Genomic DNA, 24,243 nt, shown 5'->3' on the forward strand with positions numbered 1-24,243 from the left:
GACGCAGGCGTCGCCCGGGTACGTGCGGAGCACGATCAGGTGCTCCTTGACGCTCGGGATGTACTCGACGATGAGGGCAGGCGGGTGTCGGTAGCCCGGGTAGTCCGCGCCGCTGTAGTCGCTGGAGTAGTACTGGCGCCAGTTGATCGTGGCGGTCTCGCTGACGGCCTGGAGCACCACCCCGTGGTTGGGCTCGTCCCGCTCAATCCAGGCGCGGGCCATGTTGGTGACCCGGTGCACCAGATGCTCTTCCTTGGTGCACCAGCTGGGCGAAGGGGCTCGGCCTCGTAGTTGTAGCCGGCCTTGTTGCCGCTCTCGCCCTCCACGTTGGCGAGCGTGGGCTGTCGCGACCAGCTCAAGGTGGAGGTGTCCCAGGAGGTGGTGATGCGGCGCGCTCCCATACCAGACCCGCCCATCGGATCGCCGCAATTCACGTTGTTGGGGCCGCCGGACTTGTAGTTCCACACCCACAGGTCCGCATCCACCACGGTGGCGCCCTCGAGTACGGGGTCCTCGGTGTTGAACTTGAGGTACAGGCGGGCGATGTCGGCGGTGGTGGAGGTGGTGTCGGCGCGCAGATACCCGGCCGCGGCGTTGTTGCCGCCCGTGTTCTTGCCGACCCAGGCGTCGGTGGGTCTTCCGCCGCCGAACCAGTCGTCGGCGGCGGCGATCGTCACCGGGTAAGTCACCGCCGGGTCAGCCAGGAACTTCTCGTCCGGGGTGAACACCAGCTCCGGCGTGCTGCCGGAGGTCTCCACGCGGGCCTCGACCGGGGTGGACCTGCCTTCGTCGGGGGAGGCCTCGACCTTGGCGTCCATCGCGGTCAGCACGACCGGCGCCGCCGCGGCCTTGTCCTTGGCGCCCTTGAGCTGTGGTAAACCGTCAGACGTCTTACCGAACGTGGTGCCCTCGGAGCGGCAGCCGTACGGTCACCGGGCCAGCCGGCTTGTGCCGGAAGACCACCTGGGAGATGAACCCGTCGGCCTGGGCGCCCCGCCGCCAGCCGCTCCTCCAGGTACGGACCCGCGTCCCTGAATCCATATCGGTGGTCGAGCAGATGCTCCGCGGCGTAGTCGAGCAGTCGCTCCTTCCCGCTGTCCACGAACTCACGCAGCTCGACGTAGACCGGCAGCGCAGGACCAAGGTCCCCCCGCGCCATCCGGAACGTCAGGAATTTCAGCATCGTCGTCTTCCCCGCTCCCGGGTCGCCCACGACTGCCATCCGGTGGTACCGGGCCAGCGACTCCTCGGGCATGTGCGTCTCCGCCGGGCGCGCGGCGTGTGGCTCCTCTCGGGAGCGGCGGGTTTCGTCGGGACGCACGTAGAGGGAAGGCTCCTCCTCGCGCACCCGCACCTGTACATACAAGGACTCGAGGTTGAGGGGCTGCGACATATCGAGGATCTTCAGTCGGCGCAGGGTGTCGACGACGGCCTCGCGGTAGTCGAGGGTGCGGCGTTCCAAGGAGTCGGCGTGTTCATGAGCGGCGAGCATGCGCTCCTGGTACTCCCGCTCCGCCTCGCTTTCCTCCGCGACGAGCTCCTGCTGGGCCTTCTCCTTGTCCCAGGCGAGTTTGGCGCGCTCCACGTCGAGTTTGTCGCGCTCTACCTCAAGGTTCTTGCGCCACTGCCGGAACCCGACGAGCAGTCCCAGGCTCGCGACCCCCGCCCCGACGAGCGCGGACGCCAGAGTGATCCAGAGATTCGCGGCCAACGGCATGCCTGGAGCATCACGCAAAAGTGGGCCCTCGGCCGTGTGAAAGGCCCGCCTCACATAAAGGGCGATCAGCCGTAAGGGCGGTCAGCCGGCCTTCACGCTGCCGATCGGCTTCTTGTCGCGCTCCGCGCTACCTGCAAGATCAGCCTGTGCATGTCCCCGAACTCGTCGAGGGCTTTACGCTCGGACTCGCTGCGTGGGCGCTGCTCTAGGGAACAGTGATCTCAGCGCGCCAAGTGCATGTCGTCCTCGACAGGAGCCAAGGGGGCGAAGAGTGTTGCTTCAAAGACGGCGTGTCCCGTGCTCAACGAAGACCGCTACGTCGACCTGTCTGGGCGTGACAGTGCAGTCGATGCGGAGGACGTTAGCCAGTGATTCCTTCGGAGCGGCCAGTGCTCGGTGCTACGGCACGTTCAACCGTAAGGCCCGTATGTGCAGCTGGTCTGGCAATCAGATGTGGAAACTGTCGTGGATCGACCTTCCCTTCGTGTTCTAGTGTGCGCACGATTGACGATTGGGTGGATGCTGGTCGCGGGGAGGCTGAACGAGTTGCCCGTTTTCCTTGCGTTTGGCAGCTTATGCGGGGTGAGTGGCGGTAGTATCCCCGATACGGATTCGTTGCTGATTGGTGGAGATTCTGGTGGCTGAAACGGTCAACCTTCGCATGAGCGGAGATTTTGCCGAGCAGGAGCTGCGGTCGCTCTATGACTGGCTGATGAGGGACCTCGACGCTCTTGACTATATGGATGTGCGCCTGCAGTCGAAAGATCCGGAACCCGGCGAGATGGGGGACACGCTCGATCTCATCGCCCTGGTCGTGACAAGTGGGTTGCAATGGCCGGCATTCATCGAGACACTATCGCGGTGGCGCGGAACGCGGCGTCATCGTCCACAGGTGACCATAGAGCATGGGGCGACCACTGTCGTGGTCTCTGAGGCAGAGTCGGAATTCGTTGTCCAAATCCTGAAGGCTTTGGAGGATCACGATTGAACCTCCCAGACCCATTAACATCGCGTGCCGTACTGATTGGCACGAGTAAATACACCTATTTGGGATCTCTCCCTGCTGTAGAAAACAACCTGAAGGCGTTGAGCGGTCTCCTGCAGCGGTCTGACCTGTGGGGTTTGCCGGCGGAGCACTGCACGATTGTTCATAACCCCACATCGGTAGACGCCATGATGGATCCGTTGTGGCAGGCTCGAGAAGAGGCTAAAGATACCCTTATCGTGTATTTCGCTGGCCATGGTCTGATGCATTCATTGGAGAGCGACCTATATCTCACGCTGGTCGACTCACACAAGGATCGCATGTACAGTGCAGTGGCCTACGACACCGTAAGAAATGAGCTTCGGGCGAGTCGCGCGCGGCGCAAGATTGTGATCCTTGACTGCTGCTACAGCGGGCTCGCGCTCGGGCTGATGGGTGCCGAGGATGGCACGGAGCGGGTTGCGAACAGCGCCCGTGTCACTGGCACATATCTAATGACAGCGACGGCCGAGAACAAGACCGCGCTCGGCGGTCTAGATACCTACACAGCTTTTACTGGCGAGCTGATTCACCTCATCCGTGAAGGAATCCCAGAGCAGCCTGAGTTCCTCGAGCTGGATACGATCTTCCAGCATGCGCGTGAGTCGCTGCGAGATAAGGGTCTCCCCATTCCGCAGAAGCGTGAGTCGAACTTTGCAGCCCACATCGCGCTGGTCCGCAACCGTGCGCATAAGAGTCAGAAGCGCTTCGAAGCCAAAGAGTTCTATGGTGCCATTGAGGGAATCCGGCCGGACACCGTCTTCGAGAGCCGTCGGGCGTTGCACGACGCAGGTGTGCACAGGCCGCTGCAGGCGGGCATCTGTGGCACTGCTGAACGGGGTGGCGCGGAGTCCATCGTGGTTTCGGGCGGTTACAAGGACGATGAAGACTACGGGGATGTGATAATTTACACCGGTCATGGTGGGCGTGATCCTAATACTGGCGTGCAGGTAAAGGATCAGTCGGCGGACGATTCGGGTAACGCTGCTCTCATCAAGAGCATTATGACCAAGCTGCCGGTGCGGGTTATTCGTGGCGCTGGGGGTGATGAGAGATTTTCGCCGTCGGCCGGTTACAGCTACGACGGGCTTTTCATGGTTGCCGATTACTGGACCAAACGTGGTGTCGATGGGCCTACTGTGCTTCAGTTCCGGCTTGAGCAGCTAGATGATGGGTCACCGAAGAAGGCCGCAACGCCCCATCTGAGTCGAAAGCTTCCCCCTGGGCGCCGGGAAGAGGTTGCGCCTGGGGTCTATGCGGACAGGTTGCTGGCGACTGATCTGAAGCAGGTGTACGACCATGCATGTCAGGTGTGTGGCACCGTGCTTGAAGTGCCAGGCGGTCTGCGGATCGCTGCCACTGTACACATCCGTGGGCTAGAGCGGCCGCACCTAGGGCCTGACAACAAAGCCAACATGCTCTGCCTTTGCCCCAACCACCGAGACCTCTTCAAATACGGGGCGATCACCATTGAGGATAATTACAGCGTAATAGATCGAACGGATGGCGAGCCAATCGGCAAGCTCATGCTGAAGCATGAAATCGATCGTGACCATATTCGGTATCACCGTCAGCACCACACTCTCGGACACCAACGGCTGAGCGACGAACTGGACTAAATAGCGGGCGAATGTCACGTGCGCGATTTCACGTCGCGCAGGAAAAATCCGACGTCAGGGCCGATGGGTGATCCCTCGAGGACGAGGATGAAGACATGCACGATATTCGCCCCTAAGAGCTGTTTCTTGGATCAGGTTTGGAGTCAGATGATCAGAGCGGCTAGGGTGACGGTGCCGAGGAAGATGTAGGCGCGTTTGTCGTAACGCGTGGTCACGGCGCGGAAGTTTTTTAAGCGGTTGATCGCCCGTTCGACGACGTTGCGTGCCTTGCAGCGTTCGGCGTCGAAGCCAGTGGGTCGTCCCCCGTTTGAGCCGCGCCGGCGGCGGTTGGCGCGTTGGTCGCGGAGTTCGGGGATGGTGTGGTGGATCTTGCGGCGGCGTAGGTAGGCGCGGTTGGCGTTGGAGGAGTATGCCATGTCCGCGGTCAGGCTGTCGGGCCGGGCGCGCGGGCGTCCCGGTCCGAGCCGGGGGACGCGGATGGTGTCCAGCACCCGCCGGAACTGGGGGCTGTCGCCGTACTGGCCCGGAGTCAGCATCAGCGACAGCATCCGGCAGCGGCCGTCTGCCGACAGGTGGATCTTGGTGGTGAACCCGCCACGGGAACGGCCTAGGCACTCCCCAGCCTGACCACCTCCGCCAGTCGGGCGGCCAGCGCGGCCAGCACCGGATCGCCCCGATTTGTCCCGGCGGCGTCCCCTTTTCCCACTCACCCGCTGTCGGCGGGGCGGTGTGCGGGGCGCGCCGGCGGGGTGCTAGTACGCCCGGACGGTGGTGGAGTCCACGGAGATGTCCCAGTCCAGGCGGCCCTCGGCGCCCTGCTCGGCCTGGATTGCGGTCAGCAGCATCTGCCAGGTGCCATCGGCCGACCAGCGGCGGTGCCGCTTGTAGGCCGTGATCCAGGAGCTGAATCGTTCGAGCAGATCATGCCAGGGCCGCCCGGTACGGGCCCGGTACAACACGCCGTCGATCGTCGTGCGGTGGACATTCCACCGACCGCCCCGCCTACCACCCTCGGGCAGCAGCGGCTCAAGCCGTTCCTTAGGAGAGCGGGAGTCGATTGGAGTCCAGTATGTCTAGTAATGCGGGCTCAATCGCTGGATGTGGACGGCCACGATCTTGTCCAGGCGGGCGGCCACCCCGGTCCAGGCAGGCGGCCATGAGATCTCCAGGTTGGCGGACATGAACGGTTTTGTCGGGTGGTCAGGTCAGGGGTACGACGCCATTGCGGGTGAGGGCTTCGGCTAGGCGGTGGGATTCACCGTTGGTCTTGACCATGTGTGCGTGGCGCATGAGGCGGTGGTTTTGGGGATGATCGTGTTGAACTCGGAGGGATGGATGGTGAGGGTGATGGCGAGAGGTGGCGTTCGTAGGCGGCGTCGATCGGGTGGTAGAAGGCTTCGGTTGTCTTGTGGCTGAGTGGGAGCAGGCCGATGTTGTCGACCGCGAGGAGGTCGGATCGGCAGAGCTTGGCGATGGTGCGGGCGACGGAACGTCGGTCTTGGCTCGGCTGATGGTGAGGGCCGCAACGACCTTGGACACGCTGGAGCACCTGTTATCGGGATTGGGCGATCCTCATGCGCTCCCACGCTTGAAGCACCACGTTTCCGGCAGCCTTCGATGATCGTTTAATCTTTTGGGGTGGCGGACATATCTCAAGATCTCGTATTGCCCACTGCCCTGGCCGAGGTGGCTCAGGTTGGCTTCGAGTGGGAGTGGGATGAGGAGGCCGACGAGGCTCGCGGCTGTGACTTCGAGCTATACGATCAGTTCGAGGAGCCCGATCGGACGGCGTGGTGGTTCCAGCTGTGGACCGGCAACCAAGAGGTCGATGGTAGCGAGTTCCGCTTCTTCGGCGCGACCGGGACGGGTGACTACACCGGCTTCTGGCTGGTACGGCCTGATGTGGCGATCACCGACCAGCCCGTTGTCCACATCGGTTCCGAGGGGGAGCGCGGTGTGATTGCCCGGGATCTTGGTGATCTCCTCTGGCTGTTCGCCGCTGGTCTGGGTCCCGCGGAGGCATTCAGTGATCCCGACTTGCCTGCGGAGCCGAATGAGGCCTTCCATGCGATCGCTGAGCGACACGCACCCGGCCGCCGCCGTGCCCCCGCCCAGATCGTGGCTGCCGCACGAGCAGAGTTCCCGCATTTCTCGGAACTCGTCGATGCGATGTGCCGCTGAGTACGACTCGCTTGGCCTTGGTTCGGAGAAGGGACCGGTGGACACGTCGCTGCCCGTTCGTCAGGACTTCTTGATCGCGGGCGCGGCCCGCCTGGTCGTGCGCTCCGAGTCACGAAAGCTCATCGCCGCCAGGTCCCACCTGTTCGCTTGCTCTTACGAAGGGATGATTCCTCACCTATTCTCGGGACAGCGTCGAGGCAGGCCCTTTCTCCACAGGGCTGGATGAGGTGGCGGCCGGGGTCGTCAAGGTCGATCCCTTCGCGTCGGCGGGATCCGAGAAGCTCGTGAGCGCCGCAGGAAATCGGAGCGAGCGACATCCTGGTCGACAGCGTGGGCGCGGCCCTTGAACGGTGGCCTGAGCGCCATCCTCGTACGGGTGCTGCCAAGGGGTGACGAGCCTGCTCCGCCGGGCCTCTGTAGGCTTACCCGCCCTAACCGAGGGTGTCCGGTTGTCGGCCCCTCTGCGGACGATGCCAGATTCGGTGTGGGCTCAAGCGGCCTGGTTTGGTCGTGAGTCGGTGGATGCCGAACAGGACGTAGCCAAGCGCCACGAAGGTGGCTAGTGCGGCGAGTGCCAGCGACGCGACTGTCGGCCAGCCCAGTCGCTCCACGTTCGGGAACGGGTAGACATAGCGGCGGGGCAGGTTGGGGGCGGCGAGCAGCACGAAGGCGCCGTACAGGAGCGGGTAGCCCAGCCAGGCGAACGGGGCGGCCCAGCGCACCCGGCGCGACCGGTCGAAGGCGGCCCAGTCGACCAGCGCCATGACGGGTGTCACGTAGTGCAGCAGGAAGTTGCCCAGCCCGCGCACGCTGCCGCCGTCGAGCAGTGCCAGTGGGTTCGCGAGGTCGCGTGAGATGTAGTTCACCAGGCATGTGACCAGCAGGTATAAGGTCACCGCGCCTTTGACGTCCGGGGAGGCCGACCGGCTGCGGGAGGTGACCAGCCGCCAGCCGTAGTAGAGCGCGAGCATGACGTTGCTCTGCACTGTGAAGTACGCCCAGGGGCGGCCGATTGACGTCGCCAGGCATGCCAGGCCCGCCACGGTCGCCGTGAGCAGCAGGATCCGCCACGCTGTCATTCCGTCTTCGTCCTCCGTAGCCAGAGCGTGTGCGCGGTCCGGGTTGTTGCGGGGCCCACCGTGTAACAGGAGAGGTCGGGCCTGCGCAGCGGCGGTCGCAGCGTGGCCGGGATGTTGCCGAGCTGGGTGAACTCGATCATCCAGCCGGTGCCGGCCGCCACCCAGGGTTTCGCTTTGGGGAGGAGGGGCGGCGTCACCAGCGTGTGGATCAGCGCAGTGTAGGGGGCGTTGCCCGCGTACTTTGATGCGATGAGAGCGGGCAGGCGGGGCATCAGATCACGTTAGCGCTCAGAGCGATCGCGGGACACCTCCGCTCGCCTGCTCATAAGGGTGTCGCTGCCGGCCGTGAACGGCAGGCCCGCCGCCGTGGTGCTGACGGGCACCAAGACCTCGCCCCGTCGACCGGCTGGTGCGGGCCATGATGGGGCTGGCCCGGTGGTGCGGCTGGTGGAACGGGGTGCGGGGGATTGTGCCGCTGGGATGAGCGGTGGGCGGATGAGAGAGGGAGACGCGGGCCGGGGGGCGGGTGTTCGTGGCGACGGTGCCGGCGTGCGTGCCGGAGGGCTAATCGGCTGAGGGGATGCGGGACATCATGCGTTCCATGCCGTTGACCCAGTTGTCGCGCAGGGCCTGTGCGGCCTTGGGGAGGTCTCCGGTGATGAGGAGCTCGGCCACCAGGCGGTGCTCGGTGGCTTCCCGTTCGAGCGGAGTGTCGTCGCCCGCCAGCAGGTGGGCGTAGCGGCGCATTCCCGCCTTGACGCTGGTGATGAGGTCGAGCAGGCGCTCGTTGCGGCAGCCGCTCAGCAGCAGGTCGTGCCACTCGTCGTCGTGACGCTCTATCTCCTGCTGCTCCGCGATCCGGTCGGGGAACTCCTGGGCCATCGTCAGCAGCTCGGGCGCGATGCGGCGCAGGTGGTCGGGGTCGGAGCAGTCGAGTGCGAGCGACTCCAGCGCCGCCACGATCTCGCAGAGCTCCCGGAACTCCTTGCGGCTCACCGGCGCGAACCTGAAGCCGCGGCCCTGGTTGCTCTCCAGCACGCCCTCGCCCGCGAGGGTGATGAGGGCCTCGCGCAGGGGGGTGCGGCTGACGCCCAGCTCCGCGGCCAGCGCGGCCTCGTTGACGTCGGTGCCCGCGACGAAGTCGCCCCGGTCGAGCCTGGTCAGCAGCTCTTCCCTGATCTGCTCGCGAAGCGGTCGCCGCTCGATGGGCATGAGGCTCCTTCGGTTTTCGGCCGGGCCAAGCTTAGCGCTTGACGCGATACAAAATACTGCACTATGAATTCTGAATACAAAATATCACGAGGAGGGAGCGGGAGTGAGCCTGACGCGCGTGCCGGGGCTGCTGTTCGGTGGCGACTACAACCCCGAGCAGTGGCCCGAGGAGGTCTGGGCCGAGGACATGCGGCTCATGGCCGAGGCCGGGGTGACCATGGTCACCGTCGCGGTCTTCTCGTGGTCGCGGCTGGAGCCACGGCCCGGCGCGTACGACTTCGGCTGGCTCGACCGCGTCCTGGACCTGCTGCACGAGCACGGCATCGCGGCCGACCTCGCCACCGCGACCGCGACCCCGCCGCCGTGGCTGGTCCGTGAGCACCCGGAGGTCATGCCGGTCGACGCGCAGGGGGTGCGGCTGGAGTTCGGCTCGCGCCAGGGTTACTGCCCCAGCTCGCCGGTCTTCCGCGAGCACGCCGTGCGGCTGGCCACCGCCATGGCCGAGCGGTACGGCGGCCACCCCGCCCTGGCCATGTGGCACGTCGGCAACGAGTACGCCGACCATACGCTGGAGTGCTTCTGCCCGGAGTCGGCCCGGCACTTCCGCGCCTGGCTGGAGGCCCGCCACGGCACGATCGAGTCGCTGAACGCCGCCTGGGGCACGTCCTGCTGGGGCCAGCACTACACCGCGTTCGGCCAGGTCGAGCCGCCGCGCAAGGCGCCAGGGCCGATCAACCCGGCTCAGCTCCTCGACTGGCGCCGGTTCTGCAGCGACGCGCTCCTGGAGCTGTTCACGGCCGAGCGTGACGTGCTGCGCGTGGTGACCCCGGCCGTTCCCGTCACCACGAACTTCATGAGCATCCTGCACGGCCTCGACTACTGGGCATGGGCCGCGGCCGAGGACCTGGTGAGCGACGACGCCTACCCCGACCCGGCCGACCCGGAGTCGCACGTGGCGGTCGCGCTCAGCTACGACCTGATGCGCTCGCTCAAACGGCGCCCCTGGCTGCTGCTGGAGTCGGCGCCGTCGGCGGTGTCGTGGCGCGAGGTGAACGTCCCCAAACCGCCCGGCATGATGCGGCTGCACAGCCTTCAGGCGCTGGCGCACGGCGCCGACGGCGTGATGTTCTTCCAGTGGCGTCAGGCCAGGTACGGCCCGGAGAAGTTCCACTCGGCCCTCCTCCCGCACGGCGGCACGCGCACGCGCGGCTGGCAGGACACCCTCCGCCTCGGCTCCGACCTGCGGCGACTCGCGGAGGTCGCGGGCACGGACACGCGGGCCGAGGTGGCACTCGTGCTCGGCTGGGACAGCTGGTGGGGCCTGGAGGCGCCGGAGTCGATGCCGTCCGACCGGCTCAAGCTCAAGGACCTGCTGCTCGCCTGGTACGCGCCGTTGCACGCCCGCGGCATCCCGGTCGATCTCGCGCCGCCGGACCGCGACCTGTCCGGTTACCGCGTGGTGATCGTCCCGAATCTCTACCTGTGCACACCCGAGCAGGCCGGGAGGCTGGCGTCGGTCACCGGCGAGCTGGTGATCGGCCCGTTCAGCGGTGTCGTGGACGCCGCCGATCGCGTCCATGACGGCGGCGCGCCCGGCCCGCTGCGCGACCTGCTCGGCGTCACGATCGACGAGTTCTGGCCCCTCGCCGATGGTGCGACCCAGCGGGTGCGGTACGCGGGGGGCGCCGGCGGCGTGGCCAGGACCTGGACAGAGTGGGTGCGCCTCGGCAGCGACGGCCAACACGGTGACGACCCCGCGGCGGTGCTGGCCGCGTACGAGGGCGGCGACCTTGACGGCCTGCCCGCGATCACCCGCAAGGGCAACGTCACCTACGTCAGCTGCCTGCTCGACGACACGACCCCCGTGCTCGACCAGGTGCTCGGCGGCGTCGCGGCCGTCGAGGTGCCCGCGGGCGTGGAGGCGGTCCGCCGCAGGCGCCACCTCTTCCTGCTCAACCACACGACCACCCCGCAGCGGGTCACCCTGCCGTACCCCGGCACGGACCTGCTCACCCAGACCCGCCTGCGCGGCGACATCGAGCTCGCCCCGCGCGACGCCGTAGTGCTCAGGATCGAAGGAGACACGTGACGCACCCGTACATCCCGAACGCCGAACCCGGCGTGCGGGCCGAGATGCTCGCCGCGATCGGCGCGTCGAGCGTCGAGGACTTCTACGCCGACATCCCCTCCGAGCTGCGCCTGGCCCGGCCGCTCGACCTGCCCGCGCCGTTCACGGCGGAGCACGACCTGGTACGCCACATGAAGGGCCTGCTGGACCGCGTCACCGACACGGAGCAGGCGCTGAGCTTCCTCGGCCACGGCTGCTACCCGCACCACGTCCCGGCCGTGTGCGACGAGGTGAACGGGAGGAGCGAGTTCCTCACCGCGTACGCGGGGGAGCCGTACGAGGACCACGGCCGTTTCCAGGCCCTGTTCGAGTACGTCAGCATGATGGGCGAGCTGCTGGAGATGGACGTCGTCAACGTCCCGACCTACGACGGCTTCCAGGCGGCCGGCACCGCCCTGCGCATGGCGTGCCGCTACACCGAGCGCTCGAAGGTCTGCGTCAGCGCCGCCATCACCGCCGACAAACTGAGCAAGTTGCGCGACTTCCTCGCCCCGGACGTCGAGATCGTCCTGGCCGAGGTGGGGGAGGGCGGCGAGATCGCGGTCGAGGCGTTCGACGACTCCTACGCCGCGATCTACCTGGAGACCCCGAACGTCTACGGCGTGGTCGAGACGCGCGGCCGCGAGCTGGCCGACCTGGCCCACGCGCACGGCGCGCTGCTCGTGGTCGGCGCCGACCCGATCTCCCTCGGTGTGCTCGCCCCGCCCGCGTCCTACGGCGCGGACATCGTCTGCGGCGACATCCAGTCGCTCGGCATGCATCAGAGCTACGGCGGCGGCCACGCCGGCTACATCGCCACGCATGACCACGAGCCACTGGTCGCGGAGTTCCCGTCCCGGCTGTTCGGCATCGCGCCGACGAAGGTGCCCGGCGAGTACGGCTTCGGCGACGTCTACTACGACCGCACCTCCTTCGCGCACCGTGAGGAGGGCAAGGAGTGGGTCGGCACCGCCGCCGCCCTCTGGGGCATCACGGCCGGGGTCTACCTGGCGCTCATGGGCCCCCAGGGCATGCGCGACCTGGGCGAGACGATCCTGGCCCGCACCCGCTACGCCATGGAGGCCCTGGCCGCGTCGGTCACGGTGCGGCACCGCGACGCGATCCACTTCCGCGAGTTCGCCATCGAGGTGCCCTCCAGCGCGGCCCTGCTCGACGGGCTGCGCGAGCGCGGCATCTACGGCGGCGTCCCGCTCGACGACCGCACGGTCGTGGTCTGTGTGACCGAACGCCACTCCATCGCCGACATCGACCGGCTCGCCGCAGCCGTACAGGAGACGCTGTGAACACCACGGAGTCCTTCGCCGAGCTCCCCGTCGCGCCGAAGCCGCCGCTGCGCCGCTTCCACCAGGCGCGCTGGGACGAGCCGATCATCTTCGAGCTGTCGGCGCCCGGCCGCCGCGGCCTCGCCGTGCCCGAGCCCGGCGCGCCCCGTGTCGAGCTGCCGGACTCCGTGAGCCGCGCGCAGCCGCCGAAGCTGCCCGAGATGTCCCAGCTGCACGTGCTGCGGCACTACCTGCGGCTGTCGCAGGAGAACCTGGGCGTCGACCTCAACATCGACGTCGGGCAGGGCACCTGCACGATGAAGTACAGCCCCAAGGTCAACGACAGGTTCGCCGCCGCCATCGCCGAGCTGCACCCGCTCCAGCACGAGGACACCGTGCAGGGCGTGCTGGAGATCTACTGGCGGCTCGAACGCATGCTGGCGGAGATCTCCGGCATGGCGCGGGTCTCGCTCCAGCCGGGCTCCGGATCGGCGGCCATCTACGCCAACATCGCCATGATCCGCGCGTACCACGCGGCCCGCGGCGAGGCGGGCCGCGACCAGGTGATCACCACGATGTTCTCCCACCCGTCGAACGCGGCCTGCGCCAAGACCGCGGGCTACGAGGTCATCACCCTGATGCCGGACGCCGACGGCCTGCCCGACATCGAGGCGCTGCGCGCCGCAGTCGGCCCGCGCACCGCCGCACTGATGATCACCAACCCGGAGGACACCGGCATCTTCAACCCCCGGATCAGGGAGTTCGTGGACCTGGTGCACGAGGCGGGCGGCCTGGCCTGCTATGACCAGGCGAACGCCAACGGCATCCTCGGCATCACCCGCGCCCGCGACGCCGGATTCGACCTGTGCCACTTCAACCTGCACAAGACGTTCTCCACGCCGCACGCCTGCGGCGGTCCCGCGGCCGGGGCGTGCGGCGTCTCCGAGGACCTGGCGCCGTTCCTGCCCGGCCCGGTCGTCGCCTTCGACGGCGAGACCTACCGCCTGGAGACGCCGCCCGCCTCCATCGGCAAGGTGCGGCCGTTCCTCGGCGTCACCCCGAACATCGTGCGCGCCTACGCCTGGATCATGGCGCTCGGCGCCGAGGGCCTGCGGCAGGTCGCCGAGACGGCCGTACTCAACAACAACTACCTGATGCACAAGATCCTGCAGATCCCGGGCGCGTCCGCGCCGTGGGACCGGCGCAGGGTCGAGCAGGTGCGCTACTCGTGGCAGGAGCTGTCGGAGCAGACCGGGGTGCACTCGGAGGAGATCGGCGTCAGAGCGGCCGACTTCGGGGTGCACTACTGGACCAGCCACCACCCGTACGTGGTGCCCGAGCCGTTCACGCTGGAGCCCACGGAGTCGTACTCGAAGGAGGACCTCGACGAGTACGCGCTCATCCTGGCGCACGTGGCCGAGGAGGCGCGGCGCGATCCCGAGTTCGTCAAGGGCGCGCCGTACAACCAGTCCGTCCACAAGATCGACATGACGTCGCTCGACGACCCCAAGGAGTGGGCGCCCACCTGGCGCGCCTACGTCCGCAAGCATCTGTCATGACGGGCGCGGCGGTGGTCGGGCTGGTCGTCAACCCGGTCGCCGGGCTCGGCGGCGCGGCCGGGCTCAAAGGCAGCGACGGCGTGGGGGTGCAGCGCGCGGCCCTGGCCATGGGGGCGACGCCCCGGGCCGGCGAGCGGGCGGCGCGGGCCGTCCGCACGCTGGTGGCCCGCCGTCCCGGGACACGGGTCCTGACCGTGCCGGGCCGGATGGGCGAGGACAGCGTGCGCGCCTCCGGGGCCCCGTACGACCTGATCCGGCGGCCGTCCGGCGGGTCCGCCGGGACGAGCGCGGAGGACACGCGGCGCGCCGTGGCCGCCCTGGCGGGGGTGGACCTGCTGCTGTTCGCGGGCGGTGACGGGACGGCGCGCGACGTGCTCGACGCGGTCCGCGCGCTCGGCGACCAGGCGCCGCCCGCGCTGGGCGTCCCGGCCGGGGTGAAGGTGTACTCCGGCTGTTTCGCCGTCAGCCCGGCCGCCGCCGGATTCGTCGCGGCGGAGTTCGACCCGGCGCGTACGGCCGAGGCCGAGGTGGTGGATCTCGACGAGGACGCCTACCGCCGCGGCCTGGTCAGCCCCCGGTTGTACGGCAGCCTGCGCGTCCCCGCCGCCCGCGCCGCGCTGTCGGGGCGCAAGTCCGGATCGTCAGGCGTGGAGCCCGCCACCGCCGAGGGGGTCGCACGGGAGGTCGTGGCCAGAATGCGGCCCGGCGTCCGATACGTCCTCGGGCCTGGCGCCACCACGCGGGCCGTCGGCCGCACGCTGGGCCTCGCCACCACGCTGCTCGGCGTGGACGTGGTCGAACGCGTCCACGAGGGCGGCCGCCTGGTGGCGGCGGATGTCGCGGAGGCCGAGCTGTTCGGCCTGGTCAGCGGCAGGGAGTCGGCGCTGGTTCTGTCGGTCATCGGCGGGCAGGGGTTCGTGCTGGGGCGGGGCAACCAGCAGGTGTCGCCCCGGGTGCTCGACGCGGTGCTCGATGGGGGCGACTCCGGACGGCTCCTCGTCCTGGCCACCCAGCAGAAGCTCGCGTCGCTGAAAGGACGGCCGCTGCTGGCCGACAGCGGTGACGAGGACCTCGACAAGAAGCTCGGCGGGCACGTCCAGGTGATCACTGGATACCGCGAAAGCACGATTTATCGCATTTGTGCGGCAAGTGAGGAGTTCGACGGATGAAGACGCTCGACGGAAAGGTCGCGATCGTCACGGGCGGCGCCTCGGGCATCGGGCGGGCCACCGCCCTGCTCTTCGCCCGGGAGGGCGCCCGGGTGGTGGTCGCCGACATCGACGCGGCCGGCGCGGACGCCACCGTGGCGCGGATCGCCGAGGAGGCGGGAGACGCGATCGCGGTGCAGGCGGACGTCTCCGACCCCGAGGACTGCCGGCGCGTCGTCGGCGCCGCCGTCGAGACCTTCGGCGGCCTGCACGTCCTGTTCAACAACGCGGGCATCATCCGCCGCACCACCGCGCTCGACCTCGACGTCGAGGAGTGGGACCGCGTCATGGCGGTCAACGTCCGCTCGGTCTTCCTCATGTGCAAGCACGCCATCCCGGCGATGACCGAGGGTGGTTCGATCGTGAACACGGGGTCGGGGTGGGGCCTCAAGGGCGGCGGCAACGCCATCTCGTACTGCGCCTCCAAGGCCGCCGTGGTGAACATGACCCGCGCGCTCGCCATCGACCACGCCAAGGCCGGCATCCGGGTCAACTCCGTCAACCCCGGCGACACCGACACGCCCATGCTGCGCGACGAGGCCCGCCAGCTCGGCGAGGACTGGGCCGCCTTCCGATCCGACGCGGCGGACCGGCCGATGGGCCGCGCGGGCACCCCGGACGAGATCGCCCAGGCCGTGCTCTTCCTGGCCGGTGACGCGGCCAGCTACATCACCGGCTCCGCCCTCGTCGTCGACGGCGGCGGGCTCGCCTGACCCACACCCCCCACGCAAACCCCCGTAAGGAGCCGACCATGAACCGTGCCCTGGCAGTCCTGGGCATCCTCGCCGTCGCGACGACCGCGTGCAGCGGCAGCGGCGGCGGGAACGTCCCCGGCATGAGCAGCGGATCCGGCCCGGTCACCGTCCGCTGGTCCACCTGGGGATCGGCCGAGGACATCAAGCTCTACGAGAAGTTCACCGAGGACTTCGAGAAGCGCCACCCCGACATCAAGCTCAAGCTGGAGCCGGTCGCCAAGTACGAGGACTACCACCCCAAGCTGCTGGCCCAGCTCACCAGCAAGACCGCTCCCGACGTGTTCTTCGTGGGCGACGACAACATTGGCAAGTTCGTCTCCGCCGGGGTGCTGACCCCGCTCAACGACAAGCTGGCCGGCCCTTCCTCCAAGAGCAAGCCCGAGGAGTTCTTCGAGGGCATCTACGGCGGCGCCAGGAAGGACGGCCAGATCTACGGCGTCCCCAACGACACCAACCCCGAGGTGCTCTGGTTCGACAAGAAGGCGCTCAAGGACGCCGGCATCGCCGAGGACCCCGCCGCGCTCAACGAGGCCGGGCGGTGGACCATGGCCACGTACCTCGACATGAACGCCAAGCTCAAGGCGGCGGGCAAGGCCGGGTCGATCTTCTGGAACTGGTACGGCTCCACGTACTCCATGATCAACGGCTTCGGCGGGAAGGTCTGGGACGGCGGGAAGTTCGTCGCCACCACCGACCCCAAGGCACGCCAGGCTCTGCAAACTCTGGCCAAGGGCTACCAGGACAAGACCTTCCTCAGCGCAGACCTGCTGCCCGACAGCAACGGCCCGAGCACGCAGTTCCTCAAGCACAAGGCCGGCTTCTACGCCGGAGGCCGGTGGATGATCGACTCCCTGAAGAAGGGCGGCGAGCTGGACGACTACGACATCGTGCCGTTCCCCTCGCAGACCGGCGGGCCCATGCCCGGCGCGGTGGCCGCCTCCTACCTGGCGCTCAACAAGGACACCAAGCTGCCCGAGCAGGCGTTCACCTTCCTCACCGAGTTCGTCGGCAAGGAGGGCCAGCTCATCAGGCTCAAGGACGGCGGCGCCGTGCCGTCCGTGAAGGGCGCCGAGCAGATCGTCCTCGCCGACGGCTACCCCGCCCACGCCCAGACCTTCCTCGACGTGCGTGACACGGGCTTCGCGAACTACCCCGAGGAGGTCGCCGTGCCCGGCCTCACCGCCGACATCAACGAGCACCTGATGAAGGTGTGGACCGGCAAGGTCGGCTTCGACGAGGGCATGACCCAGCTCCAGAAGCTCGTCGACGGCAAGCTGGGCTAGCCGTGACCGTCCTCGCACGGGCCCGGCCCCGCACGCTCCACCGGGCGCGGCCCGTCCGCAACCGCGACGGCTGGTGGGCCGCGTTCTTCCTCGCGCCGCAGGTCGCCGCGCTGTTGGTGTTCCTCGTCTTCCCGCTCGGCTTCGCGGTCGTGCTGGCGTTCATGCGCTGGGACGGGCTCGGGCAGAAGGAATGGGTCGGCTTCGACAACTTCGCCGCCCAGCTCTCCGATCCCGAGTTCGGGCTGGCGGTGTGGAACACGGTCAAGCTGGCGCTGCTGACCGTGCCGTTCGGGCTCGTCTTCGCGCTGCTCATCGCGGTCGCGCTGAACAACGTCAAAGGCGGCGGCTTCTACCGGGTGCTGTACTTCCTCCCGGTGGTCACCAGCTCGGTGGCCGTCGCGCTGATGTGGCAGATCATCCTGGCCGGCAACGACTACGGCGTGCTGAACTCGTCGCTCGAGCGCTGGTTCGGCATCAGCGCTCCCGACTGGCTCGGCGACCCCGGCTGGGTGATCGTGGCCATCGCCGTCGTGACGATCTGGTCGTCGCTCGGCCTGAACGTGGTGATCTTCCTGGCCGGGCTCCAGACGATCCCGCCGCAGATCGTCGAGGCCGCTCGCATGGACGGCGCGGGCAGCCTGCGGATCTTCCGCTCGGTCACGCTGCCGCTGCTCTCGCCGACGATCTTCTTCTCCACCGTCGTCGCGGTGATCAGCTCGTTCCAGGCCTTCGACCAGATCTACGTGCTGGTGGACCCGGAGGACAACGACGGCGCCAGGACGATCGTCTACCAGGTCTACGAGCTGGGCTTCAAGGACTTCCAGTTCGGCATGAGCAGCGCCGCCGCGCTGATCCTCCTGGTCCTGACGCTGCTCGTGACGCTCGTCCAGTTCGCGGCGCAGAAGCGCCTCGTCCACTACGACTCGTGAGGGGGCCGGGATGCGACCCAGGCAGGTAGCCCTGCACGCCGGGCTCACCCTCGGCGGGCTGGCGATGCTGTTCCCGTTCGTCTGGATGCTGCTGACGTCGTTCAAGGGCGTGCGGCAGATGCTGAACAACCCGCTCGACTGGCTGCCCGACCCGTGGCGCTGGGAGAACTACCCCGACGCGCTCGGCGCGGTGCCGTTCGGCACCGCGTACTGGAACAGCTTCTACATCGCCGCGCTGAACGTCACGCTCACGCTGCTGACCTCGGCCATGGCCGCCTACGCCTTCGCCCGGATCAGGTTCCGCGGCTCCGGCGTGCTGTTCGTGGTGTTCCTGGCCACGCAGATGGTGCCCGCGCAGGTGACGGTCGTGCCGCTCTACCTGATGCTGGCCAGGTTCGGCTGGATCGACTCGCACCTGTCGCTCATCGTGCCGAGCATCGCGAACCCGTTCGCGGTGTTCCTGCTGCGCCAGTTCATCAGGGCCGTGCCGGTGGAGCTGGAGGAGGCCGCCAGGATCGACGGGGCGGGCCGCTGGCGCTGCTTCTGGAACGTCGTGCTGCCGAACATCCGCCCCGGCCTCGGCGCGCTCGGCATCATCGCCTTCCTCGCGTCCTGGAACTCCTTCTTCTTCCCCCTGATCTTCCTGAACTCGCCCGAGCTGGCCACGGTGCCGCTGCTGCTCAGCCAGTTCTCCGGCCAGCGCACGGCCGTGGACTACGGGCTCATCCTGGCCGCCTCCGCGATCGCCGTCGTGCCGACGCTCATCGCGTTCCTCATCGGCCAGCGGAAGATCATCAACTCGATGGCCGCTTCCGGCCTGGGAGGTCGCTGATGCCGGACCTACGCGAACGCCCGTTCACCGACCGCGGCTCGCGGCTGCTGGTGATGGCGGCGGACGACGGCTCGCTCTGGATCGCCAGAGCCCGGTACGAGACCAGGCTCGCCGACACGAAGGTGCTCACCGGCCTGCGGATCCTTTCGGGGAGCGGCGAACTGCCGGTGCTGCGGGTGCTGCCGGACCGCGTGGAGTTCGCGGGCGGCGTGGCCATGGCCTTCGCGGACCCGGACACCCTCGTCCTGACCGGTGCGGGCGCGCGGGCCGTGTGGGACGGCGGCGAGGCCGACATCGACGGCTGCGTCACCCTCGTCGGGCCGGATCGCGCGACGCACGACGCGGCGGCGGTGCTCGACGCGGCCGCCGCCCGGTGGCGCGACTGGTTCGCCCGCATGCCCGCCGTACGTGCGGACCTGCGCGAGCGCGCGGAGGACGCGTGGTGGACGCTGGCGGTGAACCTGGTACGGATCCAGGGCCGAGAGTCACTCGTCCCCTCCAAGAACGGCTACGTCGGCCTGTGGAACTGGGACTCCTACTTCCACGCCATCGCGCTCAGGCACGCCGACCCCGCCCTGGCCAGAGAGCAGATCCGCATCCTGCTCGACCATCAGCGCCCCGACGGCCTGATCCCCGACGTCGTACACGACCACGGCGCGCTGGCCGAGACCACGGACCTGCCCCGCTCCGATCTGGCCAGGCTGGCCGAGCACGTCGGGGGCGGGCCGATCGGGGACGCCGTCCCCGTCACCAAGCCGCCGCTCACCGCGTGGGCGGTGTGGAAGATCCACGAGGTGGACCCCGACCCCGCCTTCCTCGCCGAGGTGTACGAGCCGCTGGCCCGCTCCCAGGAGTGGTGGTTCACCCGCTCCGATCCGGACGGCGACGGGTTGGCCGAGTACCTGCACCCGTACTCGTCCGGCCTGGACGACAGCCCCATCTGGGACGGCGGCCCCCGCGCCGAGCCGCCCGACCTGAACGCCTACCTCGCCCTCCAGTACGACCGCCTGGGCGACATCGCACAGGCGCTCGGCAAGGACGCCGCGCCGTGGCGGGCCAGGGCGCAGGCCCTGGTGGACCGCATGATCGCGCGCCGGTGGAACGGCACGAGGTTCGCCACCGTGGTCGGCGGTCGCGAGGCGGACGTGCGCACCCCGCTGGACCTGATGCCGCTCTTCACCGGGAGGCTCCCCGCGGGGATCGCGGACCGGCTCGTCGCCGGCCTGCGCTCGCCGAGCTTCTGGGCCGAGCGTCCGGTGCCGACCGTCGCCTTCGACGACCCGAGATTCGACCCCGAGGCCATGTGGCGCGGACCGGTCTGGCTGAACGTCAACTACCTGCTCATCGACGGTCTGCGCCGCTCGGGGCATCAGGAGACGGCCGCCGAGCTGCGCGAGCGCACGCTGGCCATGGTCCGCGACGGTGGCGGCCTCCACGAGTACTGGAACCCGCTGACCGGTCGTCGCGCGGGCCGCGCGACGACCGCCTTCGGCTGGTCGGCCGCTCTCTTCCTGGACCTCGCCCAGGAGGGCTGATTTGATGGATCATTGTTCACCGGGCCAGCTCGGGAGGATCGGTGGTGAGCAAGAAGGAGCGAGACGACCCGGACGACTTTGCAGGGATCGGTTTCGGCCGCATGGCCTTCCTCCTGGCCGTCGTGGCCTTGGGACGTCCCTGGGAGACGCTCAAGGAGCTCTTCAGGTTGATCCGTCGACTGGGGCGTCGGGTGCTCAGGCTCGTACTGGCTCCCTTCCGGCTGGTTGCCCTGATCGTGTGGTCGCGTACGGCGGATCGACGCCCCACCTTCGAGGATCACCTGCACGGTGAGGACAGAGATCTCTCGTGACAGGCTGGGAATCAGCCGGCGGCGAAGTCCTGCGTCCAGTAGATCTGCCCCTGCGCGTCCTTCGCCGCGCCCACCCCGATGAGGGTGTACGAGCAGTTCATGATGTTCTTCCGGTGGCCGTCGCTGTTCATCCAGCCCTTGACCACCTCGGCCGCCGACCGCTGCCCCATGGCGATGTTCTCGGCCAGGGTCGAGCCGGTGAAGCCGGTCGCACGAATGCGGTCGACCATGTCGCGGCCGTCCTGGGAGTCGTGGTCGAAGTAGTCGTTCTTCGCCATGTCGGCCGAGTGCCCGAACGCCGCCCTGCGCAGCCGCGCGTCGTGTTTGAGCGGGTCGCAGCCGCCCTTGACCCGCTCGGCGTTGGTCAGCCGGACGACCTCCTTCTCCAGTGCCGTGCCGACGGAGGTGGCGGTCTTCTTCGTCTCGGAAACCGGCGGCGCCCCCGTATCCCGCGTCGTGGGGGTGGGAGTGGGAGTGGGAGTGGCGCAGGTCAGCTGTACGGCCTTGGACTTGGCGGTGCCGCCGCGGTAGTCGGTGGCGACCGCGTAGTACGTGCCCGGCTTGCAGGGCAGCTTCAGGGTGATGCGGTCCTTCCTGGCGGCGCCGCTCTTGACGACCGGATCGTCGCCGGGGACGGCGCGCATGACTCGGATGCGCAGCAGCGCCGGGCGCACACAGCCGCGGCGGACGGCCGAGGTCTGGATCCTGAGTGCGGAGATGCCCGGCCTGGCCACGCTCACGCGGCACTTGTCCGATTCGGCGGTCGGCTCGGGAGTCGCCTCCTCGGTCTGCGTCGGAGGGGTGGTCGGCGCGGTCATCTCGGGCGCCGCTCCGGCCGCCCCGCCGGTGGACGGGGCGCAGGAGGCGAGGCTGGCGACGACGGCGAGTACCCCTAGGGGTCGACGCATGAGGATTTCCTCCGGTGGAGGGAGACGCTGGTGGTCCCGCATTCTGCCTGATCCATTACCGACTTGTCATGACAATCCGGACATTTCGCCCTGTGAGTAATCTCAACCACCGGCGCCGATCAACGTGCCGGGCGGGCCGCCTCCATCGCCGCGGCCACGGACGCGGCCGCACGCCCGATGGCCTTCGTCCCCGGCCGCGGGCCGTTGTAGCTGAACGTGGCGGTGACGTTGGACATGCGGAACACCATGTTGGCCACGTACGTGCCGTTCGTCCGGTAGACGGAGGCGAACGACTCCTCGCCGACCACCGGAGTCCGGGCGAACGCGATGTCCGGATGTTCGTCCCGCAGATCCTGAAAGGTCTGCTTGATGCCGACGAAGTTGGCCTTGGCTCCCTTGAGGGTGTCGACCCGGTAGAGGGAGACGGTCGCGTAGGAGCCGTTGGTGCCGAAGTACTGGCAGATCTTCCGGTCGCGATGGTCGCTCTGGAGCGTGGCGCCGAGCAGCGTGCGGACCTGCGCGGCGGTCAGCACCTTGCAGGAGTGCAGGCCGGTGCCGAAGAGCGGTTTCCCGGCCGGTGAGGACGACACGGGTTTGGACTGCGTCGTGGTGCCGCCGGCCGGCGTCGGCTGGGCGCCCGTACTCTCGCCGAGACGGGTCATCCCCCAGATCACCGCACCCGCCGTCAGGGAGAGCGCGAGAACCAGCGCGCCGCCCACGACGGCGAACCGGCGCCACGTGGGTGCGGGCCGCCGCCGGGACGTGGGGCGGGTGTTCGCGGGAACCTCGCCCTGGGCCACCGCCTGCAACCACGCCGCCGCCTGCGCGGGGCCGCAGCGTTGCCGGGGATCCTTCACCAGCAGCGCGGCGAGGACGGGCGTGAGCGAACCGGCCCGTTGCGGGGGAGCGGGCTCGTGCAGCAGCACGGCCGCCATCACGGCCGCCCCATTGGGGCCGGTGTAGGCGGTTCTGCCCTCCACCGCCGTGTACAGGGTGGCTCCCAGCGACCACAGGTCGGCCTCCGGGCCGTCGGCCTCGCCACGCAACCGCTCCGGCGCGATGTAGCCGGGCGAGCCGTTCAGCAGGCCGGTCTGCGTCAGCGCGGCGTCCCCCGCCACGGTGGCGATGCCGAAGTCGGTCAGCAGCACCCGCCCGTCCTGGGTGAGCAGAACATTGCCCGGCTTGACGTCGCGGTGCAGGACTCCCATCGCGTGCGCGGCGGCCAGCGCGTCGAGCACATGCCGCCCGACCCAGGCGGCCTGGGCGGGCGGCAGCGGCCCGTCCTCGCGTACGATCCGGTCGAGGGAACGGCCGTTGACCAGCTCCATCACGATCCACGGCCGGCCGCTGTCCATGACGACGTCGTGCACCGTGACGATCGACGGATGCGAACGCAGCCGCGCCGCGGCCCGCGCCTCACGCAGGGTCCGCTCGGTCAGCTCGGCCCGGGACGCCTCGTCCAGATCGGCGGGCAGCCGTACTTCCTTGACGGCGACCTGCTGCCGCAGCAGTTCGTCGACGGCCAGCCACACCGTGCCCATGCCGCCCTGTCCGAGCTGCGACATCAGCGAGTAGCGGCCTGCCAGCATCATCGTCATGCCGTCGCCATGCGGCAGGACGCGTCATCGTCGCATAAGTGGGCCTTCCGCGGTCTGGACCCGGTGGGCGCGTGTTTCTCCACTGGCTGTTCCTCCAGAGATGAGGTGTCGCATGGGCTGGCCGTACGAGCCGACTGCTGTGTCCAGGAGCCGGGCCTGCGGCGAAGCCCGTGGTGGGAAGGGCACAACGTAGCATGCGCGACGCGGCTTCTCCTTCCGCATGCCTTCCGTCCTGGACATCCTCCCGTTTGACGAACCCCCCGTCCCGGATGTACGTCAAACGGGAGGCTCATTCGCGTCCGGTCAGCTCATCGGACGGCGATTCCACTGGGCGGTCAGCTCGGTCAGGCTGCCACATCCCGTCTTCTCGAGGACGCGGGTGAGGTGTTTCTCGACCGCGCTCTCGCTGACGTTCAGCCGCCGCGCGATGTGCTTGTGGCCCAGCCCGAGCACCACCAGTTCGGCCACGTCGCGCTCACCCGAGGTGAGGTCCCGCACGGAGGCCGGTACGAGGTTCGCGTCGAAGTACGGGATCAGCAACGGGCCCAGTGTGGCCGCCATCAGCAGGTCGCTCGGCTCGATGGCGCGCCGATCACCGTCGAACGGCACCCCCAGCGTGCTGACCGCGCCCGTGGCCGGGGACCTGACGACGATCTTCAGCATGTCGTCGATGCCGTTGCGGCGCAGGAAGGTGTCGGCGAAGTCCCGCTCCGGCTCGGTCGCCCGCAGGCGGAGCCGTCCGAGGGTCGCCACACCGTGGCGGCTCAGGCAGGCGATCCCGTCGCGCGAGGCGAACGGATTGTTCCAGCGCCAGCGCTCGACGTATTCCTCCACGAAGTCCGGCCGGAACATGGTGAGGTACTGCTCCTCGCCGTCACTTCCCAGCGCCAGATATGCGGGGTTCTCGGCCACGAACGCGTCGATCCACCCGAGATGGACGGCCACGGCCTCGGCCAGCACCGGATAGAGCTCACCCTTCCGGGCCCCGGCCACTTGCTCCAGCACCTTGATGAGCCTTCGGTATTCCAGCTGTTCCACGGGTCCGCCATCGCACTTGTTGATCGCTTCAGGGGAGCAGCCGGTATGGCGGGCTGCGGCGTTCT

The 24,243-nt window shown here is 68.5% G+C and carries 21 protein-coding genes and 1 pseudogene; 13 read left to right on the forward strand and 9 right to left on the reverse strand.

All coding sequences use genetic code 11. From position 1 onward, the window contains the following. Positions 1-35: 35 nt before the first annotated feature. Both ABZX61_RS32825 and ABZX61_RS32830 read right to left on the reverse strand, forming a co-directional pair. Positions 36-830 (reverse strand): hypothetical protein, encoded by a 795-nt coding sequence (locus ABZX61_RS32825; protein WP_355200009.1) that lies wholly within the window; start codon positions 828-830, stop codon positions 36-38. Beyond that, positions 824-1,717 (reverse strand): hypothetical protein, encoded by an 894-nt coding sequence (locus ABZX61_RS32830; protein WP_355200010.1) that lies wholly within the window; start codon positions 1,715-1,717, stop codon positions 824-826. The genes ABZX61_RS32825 and ABZX61_RS32830 overlap by 7 nt, the downstream gene beginning before the upstream one ends. A 637-nt stretch (positions 1,718-2,354) precedes the next feature. On the opposite strand from ABZX61_RS32830, the gene ABZX61_RS32835 reads away from it, so the two are divergent. Together ABZX61_RS32835 and ABZX61_RS32840 are read left to right on the forward strand one after the other, a co-directional pair. Next, positions 2,355-2,705 carry a hypothetical protein gene (locus tag ABZX61_RS32835; protein WP_355200011.1) on the forward strand — a complete coding sequence of 117 codons (351 nt, stop codon included), beginning with the start codon at positions 2,355-2,357 and terminating at the stop codon, positions 2,703-2,705. Then, positions 2,702-4,360 (forward strand): YDG/SRA domain-containing protein, encoded by a 1,659-nt coding sequence (locus ABZX61_RS32840; protein WP_355200012.1) that lies wholly within the window; start codon positions 2,702-2,704, stop codon positions 4,358-4,360. The genes ABZX61_RS32835 and ABZX61_RS32840 overlap by 4 nt, the downstream gene beginning before the upstream one ends. Positions 4,361-4,503: 143 nt before the next feature. Here ABZX61_RS32840 and ABZX61_RS32845 read toward each other — a convergent pair. After that, positions 4,504-5,418: pseudogene (locus tag ABZX61_RS32845) on the reverse strand (IS5 family transposase). 607 nt (positions 5,419-6,025) lie between these two features. Here ABZX61_RS32845 and ABZX61_RS32850 point away from each other — a divergent pair. Then, a complete protein-coding gene (locus ABZX61_RS32850; RefSeq protein WP_355200013.1) occupies positions 6,026-6,541 on the forward strand; it encodes an SMI1/KNR4 family protein in 516 nt (171 codons plus the stop codon). Between the two features lie 431 nt (positions 6,542-6,972). On the opposite strand, the gene ABZX61_RS32855 is transcribed toward ABZX61_RS32850, so the two are convergent. The 3 genes from ABZX61_RS32855 to ABZX61_RS32865 all read right to left on the reverse strand — a co-directional run bounded on the left by ABZX61_RS32855 (position 6,973) and on the right by ABZX61_RS32865 (position 8,832). Further along, positions 6,973-7,620, reverse strand: coding sequence for a Pr6Pr family membrane protein (locus ABZX61_RS32855; RefSeq protein ID WP_355200014.1), 648 nt, complete (start codon positions 7,618-7,620; stop codon positions 6,973-6,975). Next, complete coding sequence (locus tag ABZX61_RS32860) at positions 7,617-7,892, reverse strand: hypothetical protein (protein ID WP_355200015.1); 276 nt, start codon at positions 7,890-7,892, stop codon at positions 7,617-7,619. Before ABZX61_RS32860 ends, ABZX61_RS32855 begins: the two co-directional genes overlap by 4 nt. A gap of 292 nt (positions 7,893-8,184) precedes the next feature. Continuing rightward, entirely contained in the window at positions 8,185-8,832 is a 648-nt protein-coding gene (locus ABZX61_RS32865) for a GntR family transcriptional regulator (protein WP_355200016.1), read from the reverse strand. Between the two features lie 103 nt (positions 8,833-8,935). Here ABZX61_RS32865 and ABZX61_RS32870 point away from each other — a divergent pair, with 103 nt between their 5' ends. The 10 genes from ABZX61_RS32870 to ABZX61_RS32915 are packed head-to-tail and all read left to right on the forward strand — an operon-like array spanning position 8,936 to position 20,634. Continuing rightward, a complete protein-coding gene (locus ABZX61_RS32870) occupies positions 8,936-10,921 on the forward strand; it encodes a beta-galactosidase (RefSeq protein ID WP_355200017.1) in 1,986 nt (661 codons plus the stop codon). Further along, a complete protein-coding gene (gcvPA, locus tag ABZX61_RS32875; protein ID WP_355200018.1) occupies positions 10,918-12,243 on the forward strand; it encodes an aminomethyl-transferring glycine dehydrogenase subunit GcvPA in 1,326 nt (441 codons plus the stop codon). The genes ABZX61_RS32870 and gcvPA overlap by 4 nt, the downstream gene beginning before the upstream one ends. Then, the gene (gene gcvPB / locus ABZX61_RS32880) at positions 12,240-13,781 is read left to right on the forward strand and encodes an aminomethyl-transferring glycine dehydrogenase subunit GcvPB (RefSeq protein WP_355200019.1); all 1,542 of its coding nucleotides are present in this window, start codon (positions 12,240-12,242) and stop codon (positions 13,779-13,781) included. Before gcvPA ends, gcvPB begins: the two co-directional genes overlap by 4 nt. Continuing rightward, entirely contained in the window at positions 13,778-14,950 is a 1,173-nt protein-coding gene (locus ABZX61_RS32885; protein ID WP_355200020.1) for an NAD(+)/NADH kinase, read from the forward strand. The genes gcvPB and ABZX61_RS32885 overlap by 4 nt, the downstream gene beginning before the upstream one ends. Further along, positions 14,947-15,702 carry an SDR family NAD(P)-dependent oxidoreductase gene (locus ABZX61_RS32890; protein WP_355200021.1) on the forward strand — a complete coding sequence of 252 codons (756 nt, stop codon included), beginning with the start codon at positions 14,947-14,949 and terminating at the stop codon, positions 15,700-15,702. The genes ABZX61_RS32885 and ABZX61_RS32890 overlap by 4 nt, the downstream gene beginning before the upstream one ends. Before the next feature lie 38 nt (positions 15,703-15,740). Then, complete coding sequence (locus ABZX61_RS32895) at positions 15,741-17,027, forward strand: sugar ABC transporter substrate-binding protein (protein ID WP_355200022.1); 1,287 nt, start codon at positions 15,741-15,743, stop codon at positions 17,025-17,027. Between the two features lie 2 nt (positions 17,028-17,029). Next, positions 17,030-17,956, forward strand: a complete 927-nt coding sequence (locus ABZX61_RS32900) for a sugar ABC transporter permease (protein WP_355200023.1) — start codon at positions 17,030-17,032, stop codon at positions 17,954-17,956. 10 nt (positions 17,957-17,966) lie between these two features. Then, the gene (locus tag ABZX61_RS32905; protein ID WP_350731869.1) at positions 17,967-18,788 is read left to right on the forward strand and encodes a carbohydrate ABC transporter permease; all 822 of its coding nucleotides are present in this window, start codon (positions 17,967-17,969) and stop codon (positions 18,786-18,788) included. After that, positions 18,788-20,323 (forward strand): glycogen debranching protein, encoded by a 1,536-nt coding sequence (locus tag ABZX61_RS32910; RefSeq protein WP_355200024.1) that lies wholly within the window; start codon positions 18,788-18,790, stop codon positions 20,321-20,323. Before ABZX61_RS32905 ends, ABZX61_RS32910 begins: the two co-directional genes overlap by 1 nt. Positions 20,324-20,367: 44 nt before the next feature. Further along, a complete protein-coding gene (locus ABZX61_RS32915; RefSeq protein ID WP_350731865.1) occupies positions 20,368-20,634 on the forward strand; it encodes a hypothetical protein in 267 nt (88 codons plus the stop codon). Between the two features lie 11 nt (positions 20,635-20,645). Here ABZX61_RS32915 and ABZX61_RS32920 read toward each other — a convergent pair whose 3' ends face one another. The 3 genes from ABZX61_RS32920 to ABZX61_RS32930 all read right to left on the reverse strand — a co-directional run bounded on the left by ABZX61_RS32920 (position 20,646) and on the right by ABZX61_RS32930 (position 24,178). Next, entirely contained in the window at positions 20,646-21,542 is an 897-nt protein-coding gene (locus ABZX61_RS32920; RefSeq protein ID WP_355200025.1) for a CAP domain-containing protein, read from the reverse strand. Positions 21,543-21,661: 119 nt separating this feature from the next. Continuing rightward, positions 21,662-23,140: a protein kinase gene (locus tag ABZX61_RS32925; protein WP_355200026.1), complete on the reverse strand. Its 1,479-nt coding sequence runs from the start codon at positions 23,138-23,140 to the stop codon at positions 21,662-21,664. 303 nt (positions 23,141-23,443) lie between these two features. Next, entirely contained in the window at positions 23,444-24,178 is a 735-nt protein-coding gene (locus ABZX61_RS32930) for a helix-turn-helix transcriptional regulator (protein ID WP_355200027.1), read from the reverse strand. Positions 24,179-24,243 lie beyond the last annotated feature (65 nt).

The organism is Nonomuraea sp. NPDC003709 (assembly GCF_040610775.1).
Taxonomy (GTDB): Bacteria; Actinomycetota; Actinomycetes; order Streptosporangiales; family Streptosporangiaceae; genus Nonomuraea; species Nonomuraea angiospora_A.

Coding starts and splice junctions, on each gene's coding strand:
- ABZX61_RS32830 (WP_355200010.1), bottom strand. CDS start 1,717: ATGCCGTTGGCCGCGAATCTCTGGATCACTCTGGCGTCCGCGCTCGTC.
- ABZX61_RS32855 (WP_355200014.1), bottom strand. CDS start 7,620: ATGACAGCGTGGCGGATCCTGCTGCTCACGGCGACCGTGGCGGGCCTG.
- ABZX61_RS32860 (WP_355200015.1), bottom strand. CDS start 7,892: ATGCCCCGCCTGCCCGCTCTCATCGCATCAAAGTACGCGGGCAACGCC.
- ABZX61_RS32865 (WP_355200016.1), bottom strand. CDS start 8,832: ATGCCCATCGAGCGGCGACCGCTTCGCGAGCAGATCAGGGAAGAGCTG.
- ABZX61_RS32885 (WP_355200020.1), top strand. CDS start 13,778: ATGACGGGCGCGGCGGTGGTCGGGCTGGTCGTCAACCCGGTCGCCGGG.
- ABZX61_RS32890 (WP_355200021.1), top strand. CDS start 14,947: ATGAAGACGCTCGACGGAAAGGTCGCGATCGTCACGGGCGGCGCCTCG.
- ABZX61_RS32895 (WP_355200022.1), top strand. CDS start 15,741: ATGAACCGTGCCCTGGCAGTCCTGGGCATCCTCGCCGTCGCGACGACC.
- ABZX61_RS32905 (WP_350731869.1), top strand. CDS start 17,967: ATGCGACCCAGGCAGGTAGCCCTGCACGCCGGGCTCACCCTCGGCGGG.
- ABZX61_RS32910 (WP_355200024.1), top strand. CDS start 18,788: ATGCCGGACCTACGCGAACGCCCGTTCACCGACCGCGGCTCGCGGCTG.
- ABZX61_RS32920 (WP_355200025.1), bottom strand. CDS start 21,542: ATGCGTCGACCCCTAGGGGTACTCGCCGTCGTCGCCAGCCTCGCCTCC.
- ABZX61_RS32925 (WP_355200026.1), bottom strand. CDS start 23,140: ATGACGATGATGCTGGCAGGCCGCTACTCGCTGATGTCGCAGCTCGGA.